Origin of the sequence: Pantoea vagans, from assembly GCF_001506165.1 — a bacterium.
In the GTDB taxonomy this organism is placed as follows: Bacteria; Pseudomonadota; Gammaproteobacteria; order Enterobacterales; family Enterobacteriaceae; genus Pantoea; species Pantoea vagans_C.
On the sequence record NZ_CP011427.1, the window covers coordinates 564,280 to 582,003 of the forward strand.

At 52.0% G+C, this 17,724-nt stretch carries 19 protein-coding genes; 5 read left to right on the top strand and 14 right to left on the bottom strand.

Features of this window, described 5'->3' with window-relative positions; translation table 11 throughout:
- Positions 1 to 5 precede the first annotated feature (5 nt).
- The gene (locus tag LK04_RS02685) at positions 6 to 275 is read right to left on the bottom strand and encodes a PTS sugar transporter subunit IIB (RefSeq protein ID WP_039327264.1); all 270 of its coding nucleotides are present in this window, start codon (positions 273 to 275) and stop codon (positions 6 to 8) included.
- 31 nt (positions 276 to 306) lie between these two features.
- Positions 307 to 759: a PTS sugar transporter subunit IIA gene (locus LK04_RS02690; protein WP_039327267.1), complete on the bottom strand. Its 453-nt coding sequence runs from the start codon at positions 757 to 759 to the stop codon at positions 307 to 309.
- A gap of 414 nt (positions 760 to 1,173) precedes the next feature.
- On the opposite strand from LK04_RS02690, the gene LK04_RS02695 reads away from it, so the two are divergent.
- Positions 1,174 to 1,908, top strand: coding sequence for a GntR family transcriptional regulator (locus LK04_RS02695; RefSeq protein WP_039327270.1), 735 nt, complete (start codon positions 1,174 to 1,176; stop codon positions 1,906 to 1,908).
- A 37-nt stretch (positions 1,909 to 1,945) separates the two neighbouring features.
- On the opposite strand, the gene hemW is transcribed toward LK04_RS02695, so the two are convergent.
- The 4 genes from hemW to LK04_RS02715 are packed head-to-tail and all read right to left on the bottom strand — an operon-like array spanning position 1,946 to position 4,969.
- On the bottom strand, positions 1,946 to 3,088 hold the full coding sequence (gene hemW / locus LK04_RS02700; protein ID WP_039327273.1) for a radical SAM family heme chaperone HemW: 1,143 nt from the start codon (positions 3,086 to 3,088) through the stop codon (positions 1,946 to 1,948).
- Complete coding sequence (locus tag LK04_RS02705; RefSeq protein WP_039327276.1) at positions 3,081 to 3,674, bottom strand: XTP/dITP diphosphatase; 594 nt, start codon at positions 3,672 to 3,674, stop codon at positions 3,081 to 3,083. The genes hemW and LK04_RS02705 overlap by 8 nt, the downstream gene beginning before the upstream one ends.
- A 20-nt stretch (positions 3,675 to 3,694) precedes the next feature.
- Positions 3,695 to 4,249 carry a YggT family protein gene (locus LK04_RS02710; RefSeq protein ID WP_039327279.1) on the bottom strand — a complete coding sequence of 185 codons (555 nt, stop codon included), beginning with the start codon at positions 4,247 to 4,249 and terminating at the stop codon, positions 3,695 to 3,697.
- A gap of 12 nt (positions 4,250 to 4,261) precedes the next feature.
- Complete coding sequence (locus tag LK04_RS02715) at positions 4,262 to 4,969, bottom strand: YggS family pyridoxal phosphate-dependent enzyme (RefSeq protein WP_039327282.1); 708 nt, start codon at positions 4,967 to 4,969, stop codon at positions 4,262 to 4,264.
- 16 nt (positions 4,970 to 4,985) lie between these two features.
- Between LK04_RS02715 and LK04_RS02720 the strand changes: the two genes are divergently transcribed.
- Positions 4,986 to 5,978, top strand: coding sequence for a type IV pilus twitching motility protein PilT (locus LK04_RS02720; RefSeq protein ID WP_039327284.1), 993 nt, complete (start codon positions 4,986 to 4,988; stop codon positions 5,976 to 5,978).
- A 130-nt stretch (positions 5,979 to 6,108) separates the two neighbouring features.
- Here the strand turns inward: LK04_RS02720 and ruvX are convergent, their stop codons facing one another.
- The 8 genes from ruvX to metK form a co-directional block, all read right to left on the bottom strand.
- Positions 6,109 to 6,525: a Holliday junction resolvase RuvX gene (ruvX, locus tag LK04_RS02725; protein WP_039327287.1), complete on the bottom strand. Its 417-nt coding sequence runs from the start codon at positions 6,523 to 6,525 to the stop codon at positions 6,109 to 6,111.
- The gene (locus tag LK04_RS02730) at positions 6,525 to 7,088 is read right to left on the bottom strand and encodes a YqgE/AlgH family protein (RefSeq protein ID WP_039327290.1); all 564 of its coding nucleotides are present in this window, start codon (positions 7,086 to 7,088) and stop codon (positions 6,525 to 6,527) included. Before LK04_RS02730 ends, ruvX begins: the two co-directional genes overlap by 1 nt.
- An 82-nt stretch (positions 7,089 to 7,170) precedes the next feature.
- Positions 7,171 to 8,115 (bottom strand): glutathione synthase, encoded by a 945-nt coding sequence (gene gshB / locus LK04_RS02735; RefSeq protein ID WP_039327293.1) that lies wholly within the window; start codon positions 8,113 to 8,115, stop codon positions 7,171 to 7,173.
- A gap of 176 nt (positions 8,116 to 8,291) precedes the next feature.
- Positions 8,292 to 9,023, bottom strand: coding sequence for a 16S rRNA (uracil(1498)-N(3))-methyltransferase (gene rsmE, locus LK04_RS02740; RefSeq protein WP_039327297.1), 732 nt, complete (start codon positions 9,021 to 9,023; stop codon positions 8,292 to 8,294).
- A 76-nt stretch (positions 9,024 to 9,099) separates the two neighbouring features.
- The gene (gene endA, locus LK04_RS02745; RefSeq protein WP_059109767.1) at positions 9,100 to 9,807 is read right to left on the bottom strand and encodes a deoxyribonuclease I; all 708 of its coding nucleotides are present in this window, start codon (positions 9,805 to 9,807) and stop codon (positions 9,100 to 9,102) included.
- Positions 9,808 to 9,884: 77 nt separating this feature from the next.
- On the bottom strand, positions 9,885 to 10,397 hold the full coding sequence (locus LK04_RS02750) for a SprT family zinc-dependent metalloprotease (RefSeq protein ID WP_052206296.1): 513 nt from the start codon (positions 10,395 to 10,397) through the stop codon (positions 9,885 to 9,887).
- Positions 10,398 to 10,500: 103 nt separating this feature from the next.
- The gene (locus LK04_RS02755) at positions 10,501 to 11,895 is read right to left on the bottom strand and encodes a sugar porter family MFS transporter (protein ID WP_039337080.1); all 1,395 of its coding nucleotides are present in this window, start codon (positions 11,893 to 11,895) and stop codon (positions 10,501 to 10,503) included.
- Between the two features lie 385 nt (positions 11,896 to 12,280).
- Positions 12,281 to 13,432: a methionine adenosyltransferase gene (gene metK / locus LK04_RS02760; protein ID WP_039337079.1), complete on the bottom strand. Its 1,152-nt coding sequence runs from the start codon at positions 13,430 to 13,432 to the stop codon at positions 12,281 to 12,283.
- 629 nt (positions 13,433 to 14,061) lie between these two features.
- Between metK and speA the strand changes: the two genes are divergently transcribed.
- The 3 genes from speA (at position 14,062) to LK04_RS02775 (ending at position 17,672) form a co-directional block, all read left to right on the top strand.
- Positions 14,062 to 16,041, top strand: a complete 1,980-nt coding sequence (gene speA, locus LK04_RS02765) for a biosynthetic arginine decarboxylase (RefSeq protein WP_071885721.1) — start codon at positions 14,062 to 14,064, stop codon at positions 16,039 to 16,041.
- Positions 16,042 to 16,757: 716 nt separating this feature from the next.
- Positions 16,758 to 17,453 carry an EAL domain-containing protein gene (locus tag LK04_RS02770; RefSeq protein ID WP_039337078.1) on the top strand — a complete coding sequence of 232 codons (696 nt, stop codon included), beginning with the start codon at positions 16,758 to 16,760 and terminating at the stop codon, positions 17,451 to 17,453.
- 39 nt (positions 17,454 to 17,492) lie between these two features.
- Positions 17,493 to 17,672 carry a hypothetical protein gene (locus tag LK04_RS02775; protein ID WP_039337077.1) on the top strand — a complete coding sequence of 60 codons (180 nt, stop codon included), beginning with the start codon at positions 17,493 to 17,495 and terminating at the stop codon, positions 17,670 to 17,672.
- The last annotated feature ends 52 nt before the right edge of the window (positions 17,673 to 17,724 follow it).

Sequence of the window (17,724 nt, forward strand, 5' to 3'; positions counted from 1 at the left end):
GAGTGTTATTTATTGAAGTAACTACGAACTTTTTGCTCAATCTCTTTCAGATCAATGATGTTGTTAATGATGATCACTTTGTCTTCTGGAAGATTGGCGCTATAGGCAATGTCTTTTGCCATCACAAACACGTCTGCTACATCAGGCGTCACAGAACCCAAATCGGAATGTTCGACGTCGGCGGTGACATCAATCATTTTCAGCACTTTCTTGATGTTCATTTCCATCATGAAGCTGCTTCCCAGGCCGGAGCCACAAACTGCCATTATTTTCATCGTTGACCTCATTGATTTTTAAACGGAATGATTAATTGTCTGATAACAAATGGGTGCTGAGTTCAGCTTGATTGGTGCTGCTGAAGATCTGTGCCATTTTTTCCTCATCGGAAAGGACTTCAGCCAGCTGAGAAATCATTTCGATATGGCTGTTGCTGTCCGGCGCGGAGAACATAAAAAGGATATCCACCGGGTCGTTTTCATCCGCATCAAAAGAGACACCCTGCGCCAGTTTCAGTACTGATAAGGCCAGCTTTTTAGCCCCTTGCTCGGGTCGGGCATGCGGCATGGCGATGCGCGGCGCAATCACAAAATAGGGACCAATTTCCAGCTTCTGCTGGATGATGGTGTCAATGTAATCCTGCGTAATCGCCCCTTCCTGCAGCAAAGGACGTCCTGCCACCTCAATCGCCTGTTGCCAGTTTGCAACGTTATCGAGGTACTGAATTTTTTCTTCATTCAGCCATTTAGCGAGATGCGCCATGATGATCTCCTGAAGTCAATGTGACTGAAGTTGTCATCATTTCCATGATGAGATGTACAGTCATGTTTGAATGAAATTCCCTGGTATTGGTGGTGTTTTTAATCGTCAGTCTTGGCTTCTCTGTGCTGATGAGAAGCTTTTTTTCCTTAACTTACTAATAATTATCGTTATTAGTTAAGCGAGTAAAAAACTCATTAGTTAAAGATGTATAGTCATCTTGATAATGCTCCTCGACCTGTACAGATACAATATGTAATATTGAAATCTGGCTGGACAGGTTGCTATTGAATGCAAAAGCGTTAACTGGATCACATCCATAAGCGGTGGAGGTGGCGCAATGAAAATAAATTCAGGCATACGTGTTGAGTCACCGAGCGCAACTTTGCACTCGCACACTTATTGGGAAGCATGTTGATGGCCGATGGCATTACCGAGAAGCAAAAAGAGGTGGTCGATTACCTCCTGCAAAAAATCAAAGATGATGGGCTGCTGCCGGGTGACAAACTGGACACCGAAATTGCTATTGCCAAAAACATCGGTATCACGCGGGCAACGGTGCGCGAAGCCACGCGCATTCTCATTGAGCAGCAGCGCATTTATCGGGTGAAGGGCTCGGGGCTGTTTGTCGGCTCGACCGGAAAAAGCGATCACGTTGGCCGATTCCACGCATTGTCCCCCTTTGATTTTCAGGCGCAAAAGAAAGGGTACAAAGGGGTTCGAAAAGTTATCACCGTCAGCATCATGCAAGTCCCTACCGCTGACATGGCTCAGGCGTTGCGCATCAAGCCGAACGATCAAATTTATAAAGTGGTGCGTCTGATGAGCTTCGACGACATTCCGGTCGCGCTGGAATATAACCACTTTCCGGTCAGCATGTTTAGCAGCATGGAATTCAGCAAGCTGGAAATATCCAAATACTCCTACATTGAGCAGATCACCGGTAAGAAGGTGCAGCGCAGGGAACAGCATTTAAATGCCATCAATGTGACGGATGAAGAGCAGATTCGGTTGCTGAATTTCAATCAGAATGGTGCGGCGTTAGAGATCTACGAAACGGTCTATCTTGATGATGGCGCACCTTGTGAGGTGAACATCGCCATTATTAATACGCAGTTGCTGCAGCTCAGACAAAATACCGAAAGGCCATAACGGATAACCCAGTATTCACTGGGTCATCCGCATATCATTACTTCTCTTCAGGCAGGAACAGCTCTAACAGAGAGTTCAGGAACAGTTTCCCTTTCTCCGTGATTTGCCAGTGTTCAGCAGTTTCATCCACGTAACCGGCGGCAATCGCCTGGTCTATCTGTGGACGAATCTCCTGCTCATCCAGCCCGGTGTAGCGGCGGAAATCGGCGCGCGGTGCCGCTTCCAGCAAGCGGAATCGGTTCATGAAGAATTCAAACGCTTTATCTTCGTTCTCGACGTCGTGCTGCTTATCCAGGTAGCTACCCTTCATAAATCCGCGTGGATGGCGGGTTTTCACCGTGCGCACAATCCGGCCATCCGGCTGGGTGAGTTTGCCATGAGCGCCACAGCCAATGCCGAGGTAGTCACCGAAGCGCCAATAGTTGAGATTGTGCTCGCAGCGATAGCCCGGTTTGGCGTAAGCCGAGGTTTCATACTGCTGATAGCCCGCGGCGCTCAGCAACTGATGACCTTGCTCAAAGATGTCCCACAGCGCATCGTCATCGGGCAGTTTCGGCGGACGCGAGCCAAACAGCGTGTTGGGCTCAATGGTCAACTGATACCACGACAGATGTGGCGGATTGAGCGCAATTGCCTGGCGCAAATCGTCCAGCGCCTCTTCCAGAGACTGATCCGGCAAGCCGTGCATCAGGTCGAGGTTGAAACTGCGCAGGCCCAGCCCGGCCGCCAAATGCGCCGCGCGGACCGCTTCCTCTGGTCCGTGAATACGACCCAGACGCTCCAGCTTCTGTGGGCTAAAACTTTGCACGCCAATCGAAATACGGTTGATGCCGGCTTTCTGGTAGCCGCTGAAACGGTCCGCTTCAACGGTGCCCGGATTGGCTTCCATGGTGATTTCTGCATCGGCTGCTAACGGCAGGCGCGCACGCACGCCATCCATTAGCATCTGCATCGCATTGCTGCTCAGCAGGCTCGGTGTACCGCCACCAATAAAGATGGTGCGCACTTCACGTCCGGCGGTGAGCGGCAAATCCTGTTCGAGATCGCTGAGCAGGTGCTGCACATACTCGATGTGCGGCACCTCGCCTTTTAACGCGTGAGAGTTGAAATCACAGTAGGGACACTTCTGCACACACCACGGAATGTGGATGTAGAGGCTTAACGGAGGTAACTCAGGCATTGCGCATCGCTTCCAACAACAGCGTCAATGCTTTGCCACGATGAGAAACGGCACGCTTCTCATCTTTCGTCAGCTCACCGGCGGTTTTGCCCAGTTCCGGCACGTAGAAAATCGGGTCATAGCCGAAGCCGCCTTCACCGGCCGCCGCACGAGTAATCTCGCCCGCCCAGCTACCGTGAAACACCAGCGGCGTCGGATCCGCCGCGTGGCGCACATATACCAGCACGCAATGAAACTGCGCCTGACGTTGGCCATCTGGCACATTTTCCAGCGCGACCAGCAGCTTTTCCAGGTTTTGCTGATCGCTGGCCTCGAGGCCGGCGTAGCGTGCAGAGTAGATGCCCGGCGCACCGCCGAGTGCATCCACCGCCAGACCGGAGTCATCGGCAATCGCAGGCAGGCCAGTAATCTGAGCCGCATGGCGTGCTTTGAGGATGGCATTTTCAATGAAGGTCAGGCCGGTTTCTTCCGCTGACTCCACGCCCAACTCGGTTTGCGCCACGATATCCAGGCCAAAAGCCGCTAACAAATCGGCCAGTTCACGAACTTTGCCCGGATTACCGGTGGCGAGTACAACTTTTTGCATAACAGTTCCAGATTAACGAATTACAGCAGGTACCAGAGACCTGGGAACAGGTCCATGCCGAGGAAATTCAGCGCGTAGAGCACCAGAATCACAATCATGGCAGAGAAATCGATGCCGCCCATGGCAGGCAGAATGCGGCGAATCGGTGCCATCAGCGGCTCAGTCAACTGAATCAACACGTAATCAATCGGGCCGCGACCCTGGCTGATCCAGCTCATCAGTGAACGGATGATGATGACCCAGAACACCAGATAACCGGCAGATTTTACTAATGACAACAAGCCCACCAGCAGGTTGGTCGGGTCAACGGAGAACACCCCGACCTGAATCAGCAGCAGCACCGGATATTTAAGCGTAGTCAGGACAAACGCCAACACCAGTGAGGCGGTATCAATCGGGCCCAGCGCCGGTAACACGCGGCGCAGTGGCTTAATGATTGGCTGAGTAATCTTCACCACAAACTGTGACAGCGGGTTATAGAAGTCACAGCGTGACCACTGCATCCAGATACGCAGCAGCAGTACCATCACGTACAGGTCGATCAGCGTTTTGACTAAAAACGTCATTGTTAACATGAGGTTCCTCAATTATTGTTGTGAAGGTCGCGCATAATCCCGCGCGCCAAAAACGGCGGTGCCAATGCGCACCATGGTGCTGCCAGCGGCGATTGCCGCATCCATGTCGTCGCTCATTCCCAGAGAAAGCGTATCGACGTCAGGGTAATCCTGTTTGAGGGCGTGAAACGCGCTCGCCATCTGCTGGCAGACGGCCAACTGACGATCATAGTCTGATTCTGGTGCCGGAATTGCCATCAATCCCCGCAAGCGCAAATGCGGCAGTGCCGCGATCTGCTGAGCCAGCTCTGAAACGGCCTCCAGCATGATGCCAGATTTGCTGTTCTCGTCACTGATATTTACCTGAATTAACACGTTAAGCGGTGGCAGTGCTGCCGGACGCTGGTCGTTAAGACGCTGTGCAATACGCAGGCGGTCAACGGTGTGGCACCAGGCAAAGTTTTCCGCCACCAGGCGACTCTTATTGGATTGTAGCGGCCCGATAAAGTGCCATTGCAGATCAGGATGTGCGGCCAGCTCAGCCACTTTTTCAACCCCCTCCTGCACGTAATTTTCACCGAAGGCGAGCTGCCCGGCAGCGATAGCATCTGCGACGGCGCTCGCAGGTTTAGTTTTACTCACTGCAAGCAGGGTAATTTCTTCTGGCGCGCGACCGCAACGTGCGGCAGCGGCGGCGATGCGCTCACGCACTTGCTGTAAGTTGTGTTCAATGGAAGTCATAGTCAGGAGAAGTTAAATGGATTTGGATGAAGTAGTGGCCCTTAGTGTAAAGCATAACGCCGCCGATCTGCACCTTTGCAGCGGACATTTGCCTCACTGGCGACGACAAGGCGCACTGGAGCCGATTCCCCAGCAGGGCGAACTGGCTGCTGACTGGCTGGACGCGTTTATCGAGAAGTGGATGAGTGGTGTGCAACAAGAAGAGTTGGAAGAGAACGGACACGTCGATTTCGCCATCACTCTACATAGCGGCGTGCGACTGCGCGCCAATATCTTTATGCAGCGACAGGGCTTATCGCTGGCTCTGCGATTGATTGCCAGCCGTGCGCCCAATCTACACAGCCTGCAGCTTCCTGACGTGGTGCAGCAATTGCTGCAGTTGGAAGAAGGGCTGATTTTAATTACCGGTGCCACCGGGAGTGGCAAATCCACCACGCTTGCGGCGATGGTGGATGCCCTTAACCGCGAACAAGCGCGCCATATCATTACGCTGGAAGATCCGATTGAGTTTGTGCATCACAGCCAACGCTCACTGATTCAGCAACGGGAAGTCGGCACGCACACCGCCTCGTTTCAACAGGCGTTGAAAGCGGCGCTGCGTGAAGACCCTGATGTGATTCTGTTAGGGGAGTTGCGCGACAGTGAAACGATTCGTCTGGCGCTGACCGCTGCTGAGACCGGGCATCTGGTGTTGGCAACCTTGCATACGCGCGGAGCGACACAGGCGGTGGATCGTCTTGTTGATGTGTTTCCTGCAGAAGAGAAGAATCTGGTGCGTACCCAACTGGCGGGGAGCCTGAAAGCGGTGCTGGCGCAGCGACTGGTGCCAGCCATCGAGGGCGGGCGAATAGGGCTGTTTGAGGTGCTGGTGGCGACGCCTGCGGTAGTGAATTTGATTCGTGAAGGGAAGATGCATCAGCTACCCGGCGTGCTGCAAACCGGCGCGCAATCGGGTATGCAGACCTTTGCGCAGAGCGAACAGGCACGGCGACAGTCGGGGATGATTTGATCTGTAGCGGCGCGATTTATCGCGCGTTTTTACCAGATGTGGCAACGTGCCCAACGCCATATTGCGCGATAAATCGCGCCGCTACGGTGACGTGAAATGAAAAATTACCCGGCATTCCAATGGATGAGGCTCAGTGCGTATCGAACCAATCTTCCAGAATAATCACTGCTGATTGTGAATCAACCTGACCTTTTTGCAGGGCACGAAAACCGCCACGTTCAAACAGGTCGGCGCGGGCTTCTATGGTGCTCAGTCGCTCGTCCTGCAGTTCAACGCGCACACCGAAGCGGCCATGCAAACGGTTCGCGAACTTGCGCGCACGCACCGTCAGAGGCTGTTCGGTGCCATCCATATTCAGCGGTAAACCCACCACCACATAATCTGGCTGCCACTCTTTCAGCAGTTTCTCAATCTGATTCCAGTCTGGTGTGCCGTCTTGCGCTTTCAGCGCCGTCAACGCGCGTGCGGTGCCGGTCAGCTGCTGGCCCACGGCAACGCCGATGCTTTTGGTGCCAAAATCAAATCCCAGCAGAGTTTCACTGGCCATCAGGCGTGTCCTGCATCGCTGGTCATATTGTGGATATCCACACCCATGCTGCGCGCGGCTTCACGCCAGCGTTCGGCAATCGGCGTCTGGAACAGAATGTTGCTGTTAGCAGGCGTGGTCAGCCAGGCATTTTCCAACAGCTCGTTTTCCAGTTGATCCTTCTCCCAGGCACAGTATCCCAACGCCACCAGCACGTTGTCTGGCTGCGATGACGTCCCTATGGCTTCCAGCACATCACGTGACGTGGTGATCACGGTGTTATCGGAAATACGGATGCTGGAGGAGTAAACTTTCTGGGCAGAGTGCAGGATAAAGCCACGATCTTCCGCCAGCGGCCCACCGGAAAATACCGGCTTGTCCAGTTTGATGGCAGGATCGCGATCGTTCGCGCTGATTTTGAGCTTCTTCAGGATGCCTTCGACAGTCAGATTTTCCATCGGCTTATTCACGATCAAGCCCATGGCACCGTCCTCATTGTGCTCGCAGATATACACCACCGAGCGTTTGAAGAGCGGATCCTGCAGCGACGGCATCGCAATCAAAAAATGGTGCTGTAAATTCATTATCACTCGTATACCAAAAATAACCGGCGTAGCCGCAGCCACGTCGGTTTTGGGTTCTCACGGCGCTTACACGCCGTTGACATCAGCCCAAACGTTTCTCGATGGCATCCATCAGCATGCCCGTGATCGAAATGGGGAAAGCCGCTTCGATTTCACGCACGCAGGTTGGGCTGGTAACGTTAACTTCGGTGAGTTTATCACCAATGATGTCCAGTCCGACAAAAATCAGCCCTTTGGCTTTCAGGGTGGGGCCGACACGACGGGCAATTTCCCAGTCGCTGTCACTTAATGGGCGCGCTTCACCACGACCACCCGCGGCAAGGTTACCACGGGTTTCACCGCCCTGTGGAATACGCGCCAGGCAATATGGCACCGGTTCGCCATCCACCACCAACACACGCTTATCGCCGTCTTTAATGGCAGGCAGATAGTTCTGCGCCATGCAGAAGTTCTGCCCGTGGTTGGTCAGGGTTTCGGTAATCACACCAAAGTTAGGATCGTCCTGCTTCACGCGGAAGATTGATGCGCCGCCCATGCCATCTAATGGCTTGAGGATCACATCACCGTGCTCCTGCCAGAAAGCGCGCAGCTGCTCTTTATTGCGCGTCACCAGCGTATCAGGTGTCAGATCGGCAAACCAGGCGGTATAGAGCTTCTCGTTACAGTCACGCAGGCTCTGCGGTGTGTTGACGATCAGCGTACCTTGCTCTTCCGCACGTTCCAGTAAGTAGGTTGCATAGATGAATTCGGTGTCGAACGGCGGATCTTTACGCATCAGTACCACGTTCAGGTCAGCAAGCGGGATCACCTGCTCGCTGCCAAACTCGTACCATTTGTCATAGTTCTGCTCGACGCTCAGCAGACGCGTGCGGGCATAGGTCACACCGCCACGCAGGGAGAGATCGCCCATCTCCATGTAATGAATTTCGTAACCACGGCGCTGTGCTTCCAGCAACATGGCGAAGCTGGTGTCTTTTTTAATGTTGATGGACGAAATTGGGTCCATAACGATGCCAAGCTTAATCATTATTCTCTCCTAAAAGGGGGGACTGCCCGTCATACCCGTCATACTTCAAGCCGCAGGTGAGTTGGCTGCTCTCATTCACCCGAATCACTGACTCAGTCAGCGATTCAGGACTCTCTCGTTTGCCGCCTTCCCGCAACATGGATTATTAAGGGCAGCCAAGTAAATTAAATTATCGCTTAACCAAGGTCGCCAAACCTCACCTGAAGTGCCGTAATCGCGGTGAGAGCCGTGGTTTCGGTGCGCAGCACGCGCGGACCGAGCAGGATATCGGTGAAACCCTGCTGTGCGGTCATAGCAATTTCATCAGCGGACAAGCCGCCTTCTGGCCCAATCAGCAGACGAACACGCTCCACAGGTTGCGGCAGCGTGTTAATGCTGTGGCTGGCTCGCGGATGCAGATTCAGCTTCAGACCGCTGTCTTCCTCGGCGCACCACGCCTCTAATGTCATCGCTTCGCGGATTTCTGGCACACGATTACGACCGCACTGCTCACAGGCGGCAATCGCGATTTTCTGCCATTGCTGAATCTTTTTCGCCAGCCGTTCGGCATCCAGCTTTACGCCGCAGCGCTCAGAAAACAAGGGTGTAATCACGTTCACACCGAGTTCGATCGATTTCTGGATGGTGAATTCCATTTTCTCACCGCGCGACATCACCTGTCCGAGGTGTAAATGTAGTGGAGATTCACGGTCATCAGGCTGACTGGCAAGGATGTTTACTTTTACACGCTTTTTATCCGCTTGGGTGATTTCAGCGCGAAAAGTCAGATTACTGCCATCAAACAGCTCAATTTGTTGACCGGCGGTCATGCGCAGCACGCGCCCGACGTGGTTGGCGGCGTCTTCATCAAGGAAGACTTCGCTGTTAACTTCAAGAGATTCGGGATGATAAATGCGAGGTATACGCATGCGGTTCCTGCCAGCGTTATGCCGTGTCATTGGACACGGCGCAATCGGAAAAAAAAGCTAGTGTAGGGTAGCGCTTTTAGCGCTGGCAAGCCTGTTGTACATAGGGGTTGTGATTTCCCTGTACCTGCGCAATGCGGTTATCACGTTCGCACTCCCACTTTGTCACTGGGTACTGCTTGTTCCAGGCGGTGAACAGCTGCGTTTGCTGGCGTGATAAACGCAGCTGATACTGGTCACGCATATAGAAGTAGGTTCGGGCGATGGCGCCGCGTGCGCGCTCCGGCGGCTGCGCCAGCTTCTGTTTAAAATCGATCTTCATTGAGCACTGACCATATTGCGGGTCGCCGCCGTTCCACTGGCTGTACTGGAAGTTATTGCGATCGCCATTCACTTCGCCAATCGCCGGTTGCAGGTTATGCAAATCGCTTTCGATACGGCGGTAATCGGCATCTTTACTGCAATTTTTGCGCCCGCCGTTTTGCCAGCACTGGCGCTGATGGCCGAACTCCCACGCCGGCATCACATGTTCCCACTCAATGCGATCGGCGCGGTTGGCATTTTTGCGCACGTTGTAGCCGCAGCTGCTGAGATCGGGCACGCCTTTCTTGCCATGCCAGTTGATTTTACAGCCGCAGTAAAAATCCGCTGGGGCATCCGCATTGATCTGCGCGGCGACGACTTTGGCCTGCTGGAAGTTGTTCTGATGGTAGTTGGAGAAACTCAGGCTGAATGCACTGATGGGCGCGACTAATAAAGAAAGTAACAACAGCGTTTTGCGAGACATATTCCAAAAATTAACCTGGTGCAGAAAAAGGCGGCAGGGTAACAGAATGGCAGGGGAGGGGATATCAGATTTGCGGACTAACGTGCTGTAAATCCACCGGGTTGCAGCAGTGTACCGCACTGCACGCAACGATATTCGCTCTCACCACGCAGCACGCGGTTATGACGACGTACCGTGAGCTGATGTTGCTGGCAGCCACAGCGATAGGGGAAGGTGTCACTGCGCACTGAGGCGATTTCAAATTTGTGCGTGCGGCGCGCCGGCACACCGAGCACGCTTTCCATCATCCATTTCCACTCTTTGCCATGCGGCGGCACGCGACCAAAGGTTTTCCATACCAGCAGGTGCGCCAGTTCGTGTGGCACCACTTCATCGATAAAGGGCTGCTGGTTTTCCAGCAATAAAATCGGGTTGAGGCGGATTTCCCATTTCTCCAGCCAGGCGGTGCCCGCCGCGGTTCCGCGCTGCTGATAAACCAGCTTTGGCTCGTCAAAGTGACGTTCCAGCTTTTCATTGGCGAGCTGCAAAAAGTGGCGCAGTGAGCGCATTACGGCTTGCTGGAGCGCGATGGGGAGACGAGGAGTTTTCATGTTGGGGAGGATAAGGGGTTGTTATCGCCGAATCAACTGAGCGCGATTTATGGCACAAAAAAAAGGGCCGCCATCCGGCAGCCCTTTCTCAGCTCAATCAGCCTTATTTCTGGCCGATATCACGCAGTTTTTTACCTGACATCAGGTTACGCTCAATGTGCTCCAGCGACACACCTTTGGTTTCTGGAATCAGCGCCACGGTCAGCAGGATAAAGAACACGTTCAGGCCTGCATACACCCAGAAGGTCGGTGCATTGCCCAGGGTGTTCAGCATGGTCAGGAAGGTGGCACCGACAATCATGTTCGCGATCCAGTTAGTCGCGGTAGAGACGGTGATACCAAAATCGCGGCCTTTCAGCGGCTGAATTTCAGAACACAGTACCCAGATCAGCGGGCCAGCAGACATCGCAAAACCAACGATGAACATCAGCAGCATCGCAACCGCGAAGTACTGTGCAGCAGCCGAGTTGATGCCGATGTGCAACATGGTCCCGAGGATGCCCATACCCGCAGCCATCACGATAAAGCCCAGCACCAGCGTTGGTTTACGACCCCAGCGATCCACCAGACCGATGGCGATAAAGGTGGCTAACACGTTCACCAGACCCACAATCACCGTGCCCCACATTTGCTGCGTGGTGTTGGCGAAGCCAGCAATCTCAAAGATTTTTGGCGCGTAGTACATGATGACGTTCATACCGGTGAACTGCTGCATCACCTGCAGCAATACGCCGAGGAACACCGCACGGCGGAAGTTGCCGTTGCTCTGGAACAGCTGCCAGCCAGACTGTTTGATCTTCAGGCTTTCACGAATTTCATCCAGCTCACGTTTGGCCTGCTCGCTGGTGTCACGCAAACGCGCTAACACGCGTTCTGCGCTGCGGAAATCGCCTTTCGCTGCCAGCCAGCGTGGGCTGTTGGGCAGGAAGAACACACCGACCAGCAGCAGAATCGCCGGGATGGTGATCACGCCCAGCATCCAGCGCCATGCGCCTGCATCGCTGAAGGCGGTATCAGACAGATAGGCCGCCAGAATACCGATGGTGATCATCAACTGGTACAGCGAAATCATGCTGCCACGAATTTTTTCTGGCGCGATTTCAGACAAGTACAGCGGTGCGGTGTAAGACGCGACGCCCACGGCCAGGCCGAGAACCACACGTGCTGCAATCAGCATCTCAGGATTCGTTGCCATGGCTGACCACAGCGAACCGATGACGAACAGGATGGCACCCGCCATCAGGCTCTTTTTACGACCCAGATGAGATGACATCCACCCGCTACCCACAGCACCCACGGCGGCACCAAACATCATGGAACTTACAATCCACTCTTGCTGGTGCGCGGTGACGTTGAAATCTTTTGCGATGAAGGGCAGGGCACCAGCGATAACGCCGATATCCAGGCCAAACAGCAGGCCGGCCAGAGCCGCTAAGAAGCAGACAAACAAGGTCATCATCTTGTTCGATGTTCTGCTCTTATGAGTATTACCAGGCATAATGCCTCCGAAGTTTATCTATCATTGTTTTTATCAATGTTATGAAACCTGCCGACGGAAAAAAGTGAGAGCGATCACATCAGTGTAATCGGTTACACACGCTGAAACCCTGCAATCCAGCATTTTCCGCCTGAAATAGTTACGTAACCAGTAAGGTATTGCACCCTTTAAGTTTCTGACATCACTCTAAATATCGGCTATCAGACGACGCTGAAAATAACGCATTTTAATAGGAATAACTACGCTGAAAATTCTCTAAATAACCGAAAATAAAAGAATTTCAAAATGTAATCGTTAACATGATGTTGTGAACGCGCGCAAAAAAAAGCCCGCACAATGTGCGGGCATCTCTTCAACCTCTCCGGTGGGAGAGGGAATGTGCTGATTACAGGCCAGCCGCTTCGCGCAGTTGAGCAGCTTTATCAGTCTGCTCCCATGGGAAGTGTTCACGACCAAAGTGACCGTAAGCGGCAGTCTCTTTGTAGATTGGCTTCAGCAGATCCATCATCTGAATCAGACCGTATGGACGCAGGTCGAAGAACTCGCGCACCAGCAGGGTCAGCTGTTCGGTAGAGACTTTCTCAGTACCGAAGGTTTCCACCATGATGGAGGTCGGCTCAGCAACGCCAATGGCGTAAGACACCTGAATTTCGCAACGATCGGCCAGACCTGCAGCCACGATATTTTTCGCGACATAACGCGCAGCGTAAGCGGCTGAACGGTCAACTTTCGATGGATCTTTACCTGAGAAAGCACCGCCACCGTGACGTGCCATACCGCCGTAGGTATCAACAATGATTTTACGACCAGTCAGACCGCAGTCACCCATTGGGCCACCGATAACGAAACGGCCAGTTGGGTTGATGTGGTACTTGGTGCTGGCATTGACCCACTCAGCAGGCAGAACCGGCTTGATGATCTCTTCCATTACCGCTTCACGCAGATCGGCGGTGGTCACCTCTTCAGCGTGCTGAGTTGACAGCACCACGGCATCAATACCGACAATTTTGCCGCCATCGTACTGGAAGGTGATCTGGCTTTTCGCATCCGGGCGCAACCATGGCAGTGAGCCATTTTTACGCACTTCAGCCTGGCGCTGCACCAGACGGTGTGCGTAGGTTACTGGTGCTGGCATCAGCACGTCGGTTTCGTTGGTCGCATAACCAAACATCAGGCCCTGGTCTCCTGCGCCCTGCTCCAGCGGATCGCTACGGTCAACACCCTGGTTGATGTCAGGAGACTGCTTACCAATTGCACTCAGTACGGCGCAAGAGTTCGCATCAAAGCCCATATCGGAATGGACATAACCGATTTCACGTACGGTATTACGGGTGATCTCTTCGATATCAACCCATGCGCTGGTGGTGATTTCACCGCCAACCAGCACCATACCGGTCTTCACGTAAGTTTCGCAGGCCACGCGTGCTTTCGGATCCTGTTCGAGGATCGCATCGAGCACTGCATCGGAAATTTGGTCTGCAATTTTATCAGGATGTCCTTCTGATACGGACTCAGATGTAAATAGGTGTTTAGCCATTCTGTTCTTTACCTTACAAATGGTTTGAATTCGACTGCATAGCGTAAGTGGACCAGGCCGACTCGACGCCCCTTCAGGCAAAGCCGCGAGCAGTAGGGAGTGTTGATATATGTCATCGACACCGCCTGGATGTTAACCAGTTTAGATGGAAAACCATCTGGACGGCTATTCTAGGTTACTCAGTGAGCACTTTTCCAGTGCTTTTTCAGATACCGCACGTTTACGCAAGCGACTCAGTGGAATAAATTCCTGACACCTTCCACAGATTCCAGACAAAGATTTTGCATTTTTACCTGTCAGGCTGTATAAAACGCGGCTGCTTCCCCAATCCAGTTCTGTTCTTTTCTCTCGTCGATGTTTTGTGTGTTGTGGTCATTATCCCGACACGAGCGCCGGCTAAGCTATTCCCACATTCCCGTTGCTGTGTTTCACTCGACATGCGTCTTGAAAATTCCTGGCTTTACGGCCGGTTTTTTACTGACGTCGGCGCAGTGTTTTACACTTAGAGTCAGCAACGTACTGGGTTACCCGATACCCGGAGTTCAGTAGGATGGGGAAATGTTTACCCGGAATGACCACAGCAAAACCCGGCAACTGTTTCATTTTTCAACGGAAAATTGAGGTTCGTGATGTCTGACGACATGAAGAATATCAAGGGTTCGTCAGCTGGCGAACAGGGTGTACTCCGCTCAATGCAGGAGGTGGCGATGAACGATCAGGAAGCGAGCAGAATGCTGCGTACCTACAATATTGCCTGGTGGGGTAATAACTATTATGACGTCAACGAGCTGGGGCACATCAGCGTGTGCCCCGATCCGGACCAACCGGAAGTGCGCGTTGACTTGGCTAAGCTGGTAAAAGAGCGCGAAGCCGATGGCCAGCGTTTGCCTGCGTTGTTCTGCTTCCCGCAGATTTTGCAACACCGCCTGCGTTCGATTAACGCCGCTTTTAAACGCGCACGTGAATCTTACGGCTATAAAGGTGACTACTTCCTGGTTTACCCGATTAAGGTGAACCAGCATAAACGTGTTATCGAATCCCTGGTCAACTCGGGTGAGCCGCTGGGTCTGGAAGCCGGTTCTAAAGCCGAGCTGATGGCCGTGCTGGCGCACGCCGGTAAAACCCGTTCGGTGATCGTCTGTAACGGCTACAAAGACCGTGAATACATTCGTCTGGCGCTGATTGGTGAAAAGCTTGGTCACAAGGTTTATCTGGTGATCGAGAAAATGACTGAAGTGCGTCTGGTGCTGGAAGAAGCCGAGCGCCTCAACGTAATCCCTCGCCTCGGTATCCGTGCCCGTCTGGCTTCGCAGGGTTCAGGCAAATGGCAGTCAAGCGGTGGCGAAAAGTCCAAATTCGGTCTGGCCGCCTCACAGGTATTGCAGCTGGTGGACATCATGCGCAAAGCGGGCCGCCTCGACAGCCTGCAACTGCTGCATTTCCATCTTGGTTCGCAAATGTCGAACATTCGCGATATCGCCACCGGCGTACGTGAGTCGGCACGCTTTTATGTCGAGTTGGCCAAGCTGGGTGTCAACATCAAGTGTTTCGATGTCGGCGGCGGTTTAGGTGTCGATTACGAAGGCACACGCTCGCAGTCTGATTGCTCGGTCAACTATGGCCTGAACGAATACGCCAATAACGTCATTTGGGCAATTGGCGATGCCTGTGAAGAGCATGGTCTTGAGCATCCAACGGTGATCACTGAATCGGGCCGTGCGGTTACCGCGCACCACACCGTACTGGTTTCCAACATCATTGGTGTAGAGCGCAACGAATTCAGCACGCCTGTGGCGCCGGATGTGGATTCGCCGCGTCCGATCCAAAGCCTGTGGGATACCTGGCAGGAGATGCATGAGCCAAACGTGCGTCGCTCGCTGCGTGAATGGCTGCACGACAGCCAGATGGACTTGTTTGATATTCATACCGGTTACTCTTCCGGTACTTACGATCTGGGCCAGCGTGCCTGGGCAGAGCAGCTTTATCTCAGCATCTGCCACTATATCCAGCAGCATCTTGATCCCAGCAACCGTGCCCACCGTCCGATCATCGACGAGCTGCAGGAGCGTATGGCGGATAAGATTTACGTCAACTTCTCGCTGTTCCAGTCGATGCCGGATGCATGGGGCATTGATCAGCTGTTCCCGGTACTGCCACTGGAGGGGCTGAATAAGATTCCTCAGCGTCGTGCCGTATTGCTCGATATTACCTGTGACTCGGATGGCACCATCGATCACTACGTGGATGGCGACGGTATTGCCACCACCATGCCGATGCCTGAGTACGATATCGACAATCCGCCGATGCTCGGCTTCTTTATGGTCGGGGCGTATCAGGAAATCCTCGGTAACATGCACAACCTGTTCGGTGATACCGAAGCGGTCGATGTGTTTGCCTTCCCAGACGGCAGCGTAGAAGTGCAGCTGTCGGATGAGGGCGATACGGTGGCCGATATGCTGCAGTATGTGCAGTTGAACCCGAACGATCTGATGACCCTGTTCCGCGATCAGGTGACGCAGCAAAAGGACATCGACGAAGGTCTGCGTGCGCAGTTCCTTGAAGAGTTCGAAAGTGGGTTATATGGCTACACTTACCTCGAAGATGAGTAAGGTTTAACCCCCTCGAAACGGGCCCTTTTTAGGGCCCGTTTTATTTTCCCCCATTTAATTTTCTTATCACCCTGATCTTTTATTTAAAATGTGATGAGCGTCACCCTCAATAAATCTTAACCTGCCCGATTAAACACGCTTTTAAAATGCGTTTATCTATCTCCTTCATTTTTTTAATAAAGCAAAAATGCCGCTGCGCTTTGGCGCGCAATAACCCTGCTTTAACTACTGATTTCTGAAGAATTAGCCTGTCAAACTGTTATGTTTTCTTTGATATGTATAATCAAAATTTAAACATTAAGATTTTAATAATCTCTAATTGAAACTATATTTTCTGGCGCTTATTGGAATCATGCATTCTGAATGAAATAAAGTGCACTTCAGGATAAAAATAAAAAAACTACTTCGTTGACTTATTATAAATTGTTTAAAATCAATGAATTCGTTATTTTTTGATATGTCAAGGAAGGCCTTAACTTAAATTTTTCTAGGAATTATCTGATCGTTTTGTGAAACTAAAAGAAATTTACATGAGTTATTGATAGTTTTAATCGATTGAAGTTTCATCTTTGGTTAACTGAAATCTATTTTTCAAAGTGTAAGTTGTACGTTAGGCTTCAGTTAACGTGTTAAGTTTTATCGATGTTTCCCTTACTTCTTACATGAGAAAACCTGACATTTCAGGCGTATCAGCCAGTTGCGGAGGGGGAGGTGAAATGAGCGCTCAACCACAATACATTTTCTTGCTGGAACCCGTTCACAGTATATCCGGCGAGCTAATTGCGTGGGAGTTGTTAACACGTTTTGCAGATGATGCAGATATTAATAATAAACGTAACCCAAACAGGGATGCAGGGTTCTTCAGTCAGCTTCCTGCTGACGAAAAATGGCAGTTATTCCTCCACCAGATCGGAAAACTTATTCAGCTATACCAGAAAGGATTTCAGCAGATCATTAGTGTCAATGTGGATAGAGATATCGTAGCCAGTATTTTCAAAGATACTGAAATACAAGAAAAACTGGCTCAACTTACGCTGATGCGTTTAGAGATATCCGCATTTTTCACCGCGCGATTTAACAGCGCCGATCTCCTGATATTAAAAGGTGTCGCGAAAGTGACACCTGCCCCTTTATGGCTTGATGACTTTGGTCCGGGTTATTCCAACCTGACCATGCTTGATAGCGGAATATTTGAAATCGTCAAGATTGACAAAGAATTTTTTTGGCAATTTGGCGACGGTCACATCTTTGACACGCTGCTCAACCACCTAAACGAGTTATGCGATGGCGTTATCGTCGAGGGAGTTGAAAACCAGTCGCACATTGACCTGCTGGCACACAAGAAGATTTACGGCATGCAGGGGTATCACTGGAGTGGTTTCTATTTGTCTGATTTGCTTGAAAAATCCTGAAGTGGCTCTGGTTGAATCTACTCCGTCGGGGAAGCAAAAATGTCTAAAAAAGGGTATGTCGCATTCCATCTGATTTGTGCTCGCCCAATCGAAAATAAAGACATTACTCCCGTCGTGCTGTTGAGAAATAAACCCGATCCCTTTTCAGGATGGAGGCTTAACAAGGCTCAGCGTGACTTCATCATCAGTTTGTATGAGGTCGACCAAGAGAAAAAGTGAATAAACGCATGGGTTATTCACTATTGAAGCCGGTATCTACGGATACCGGGCG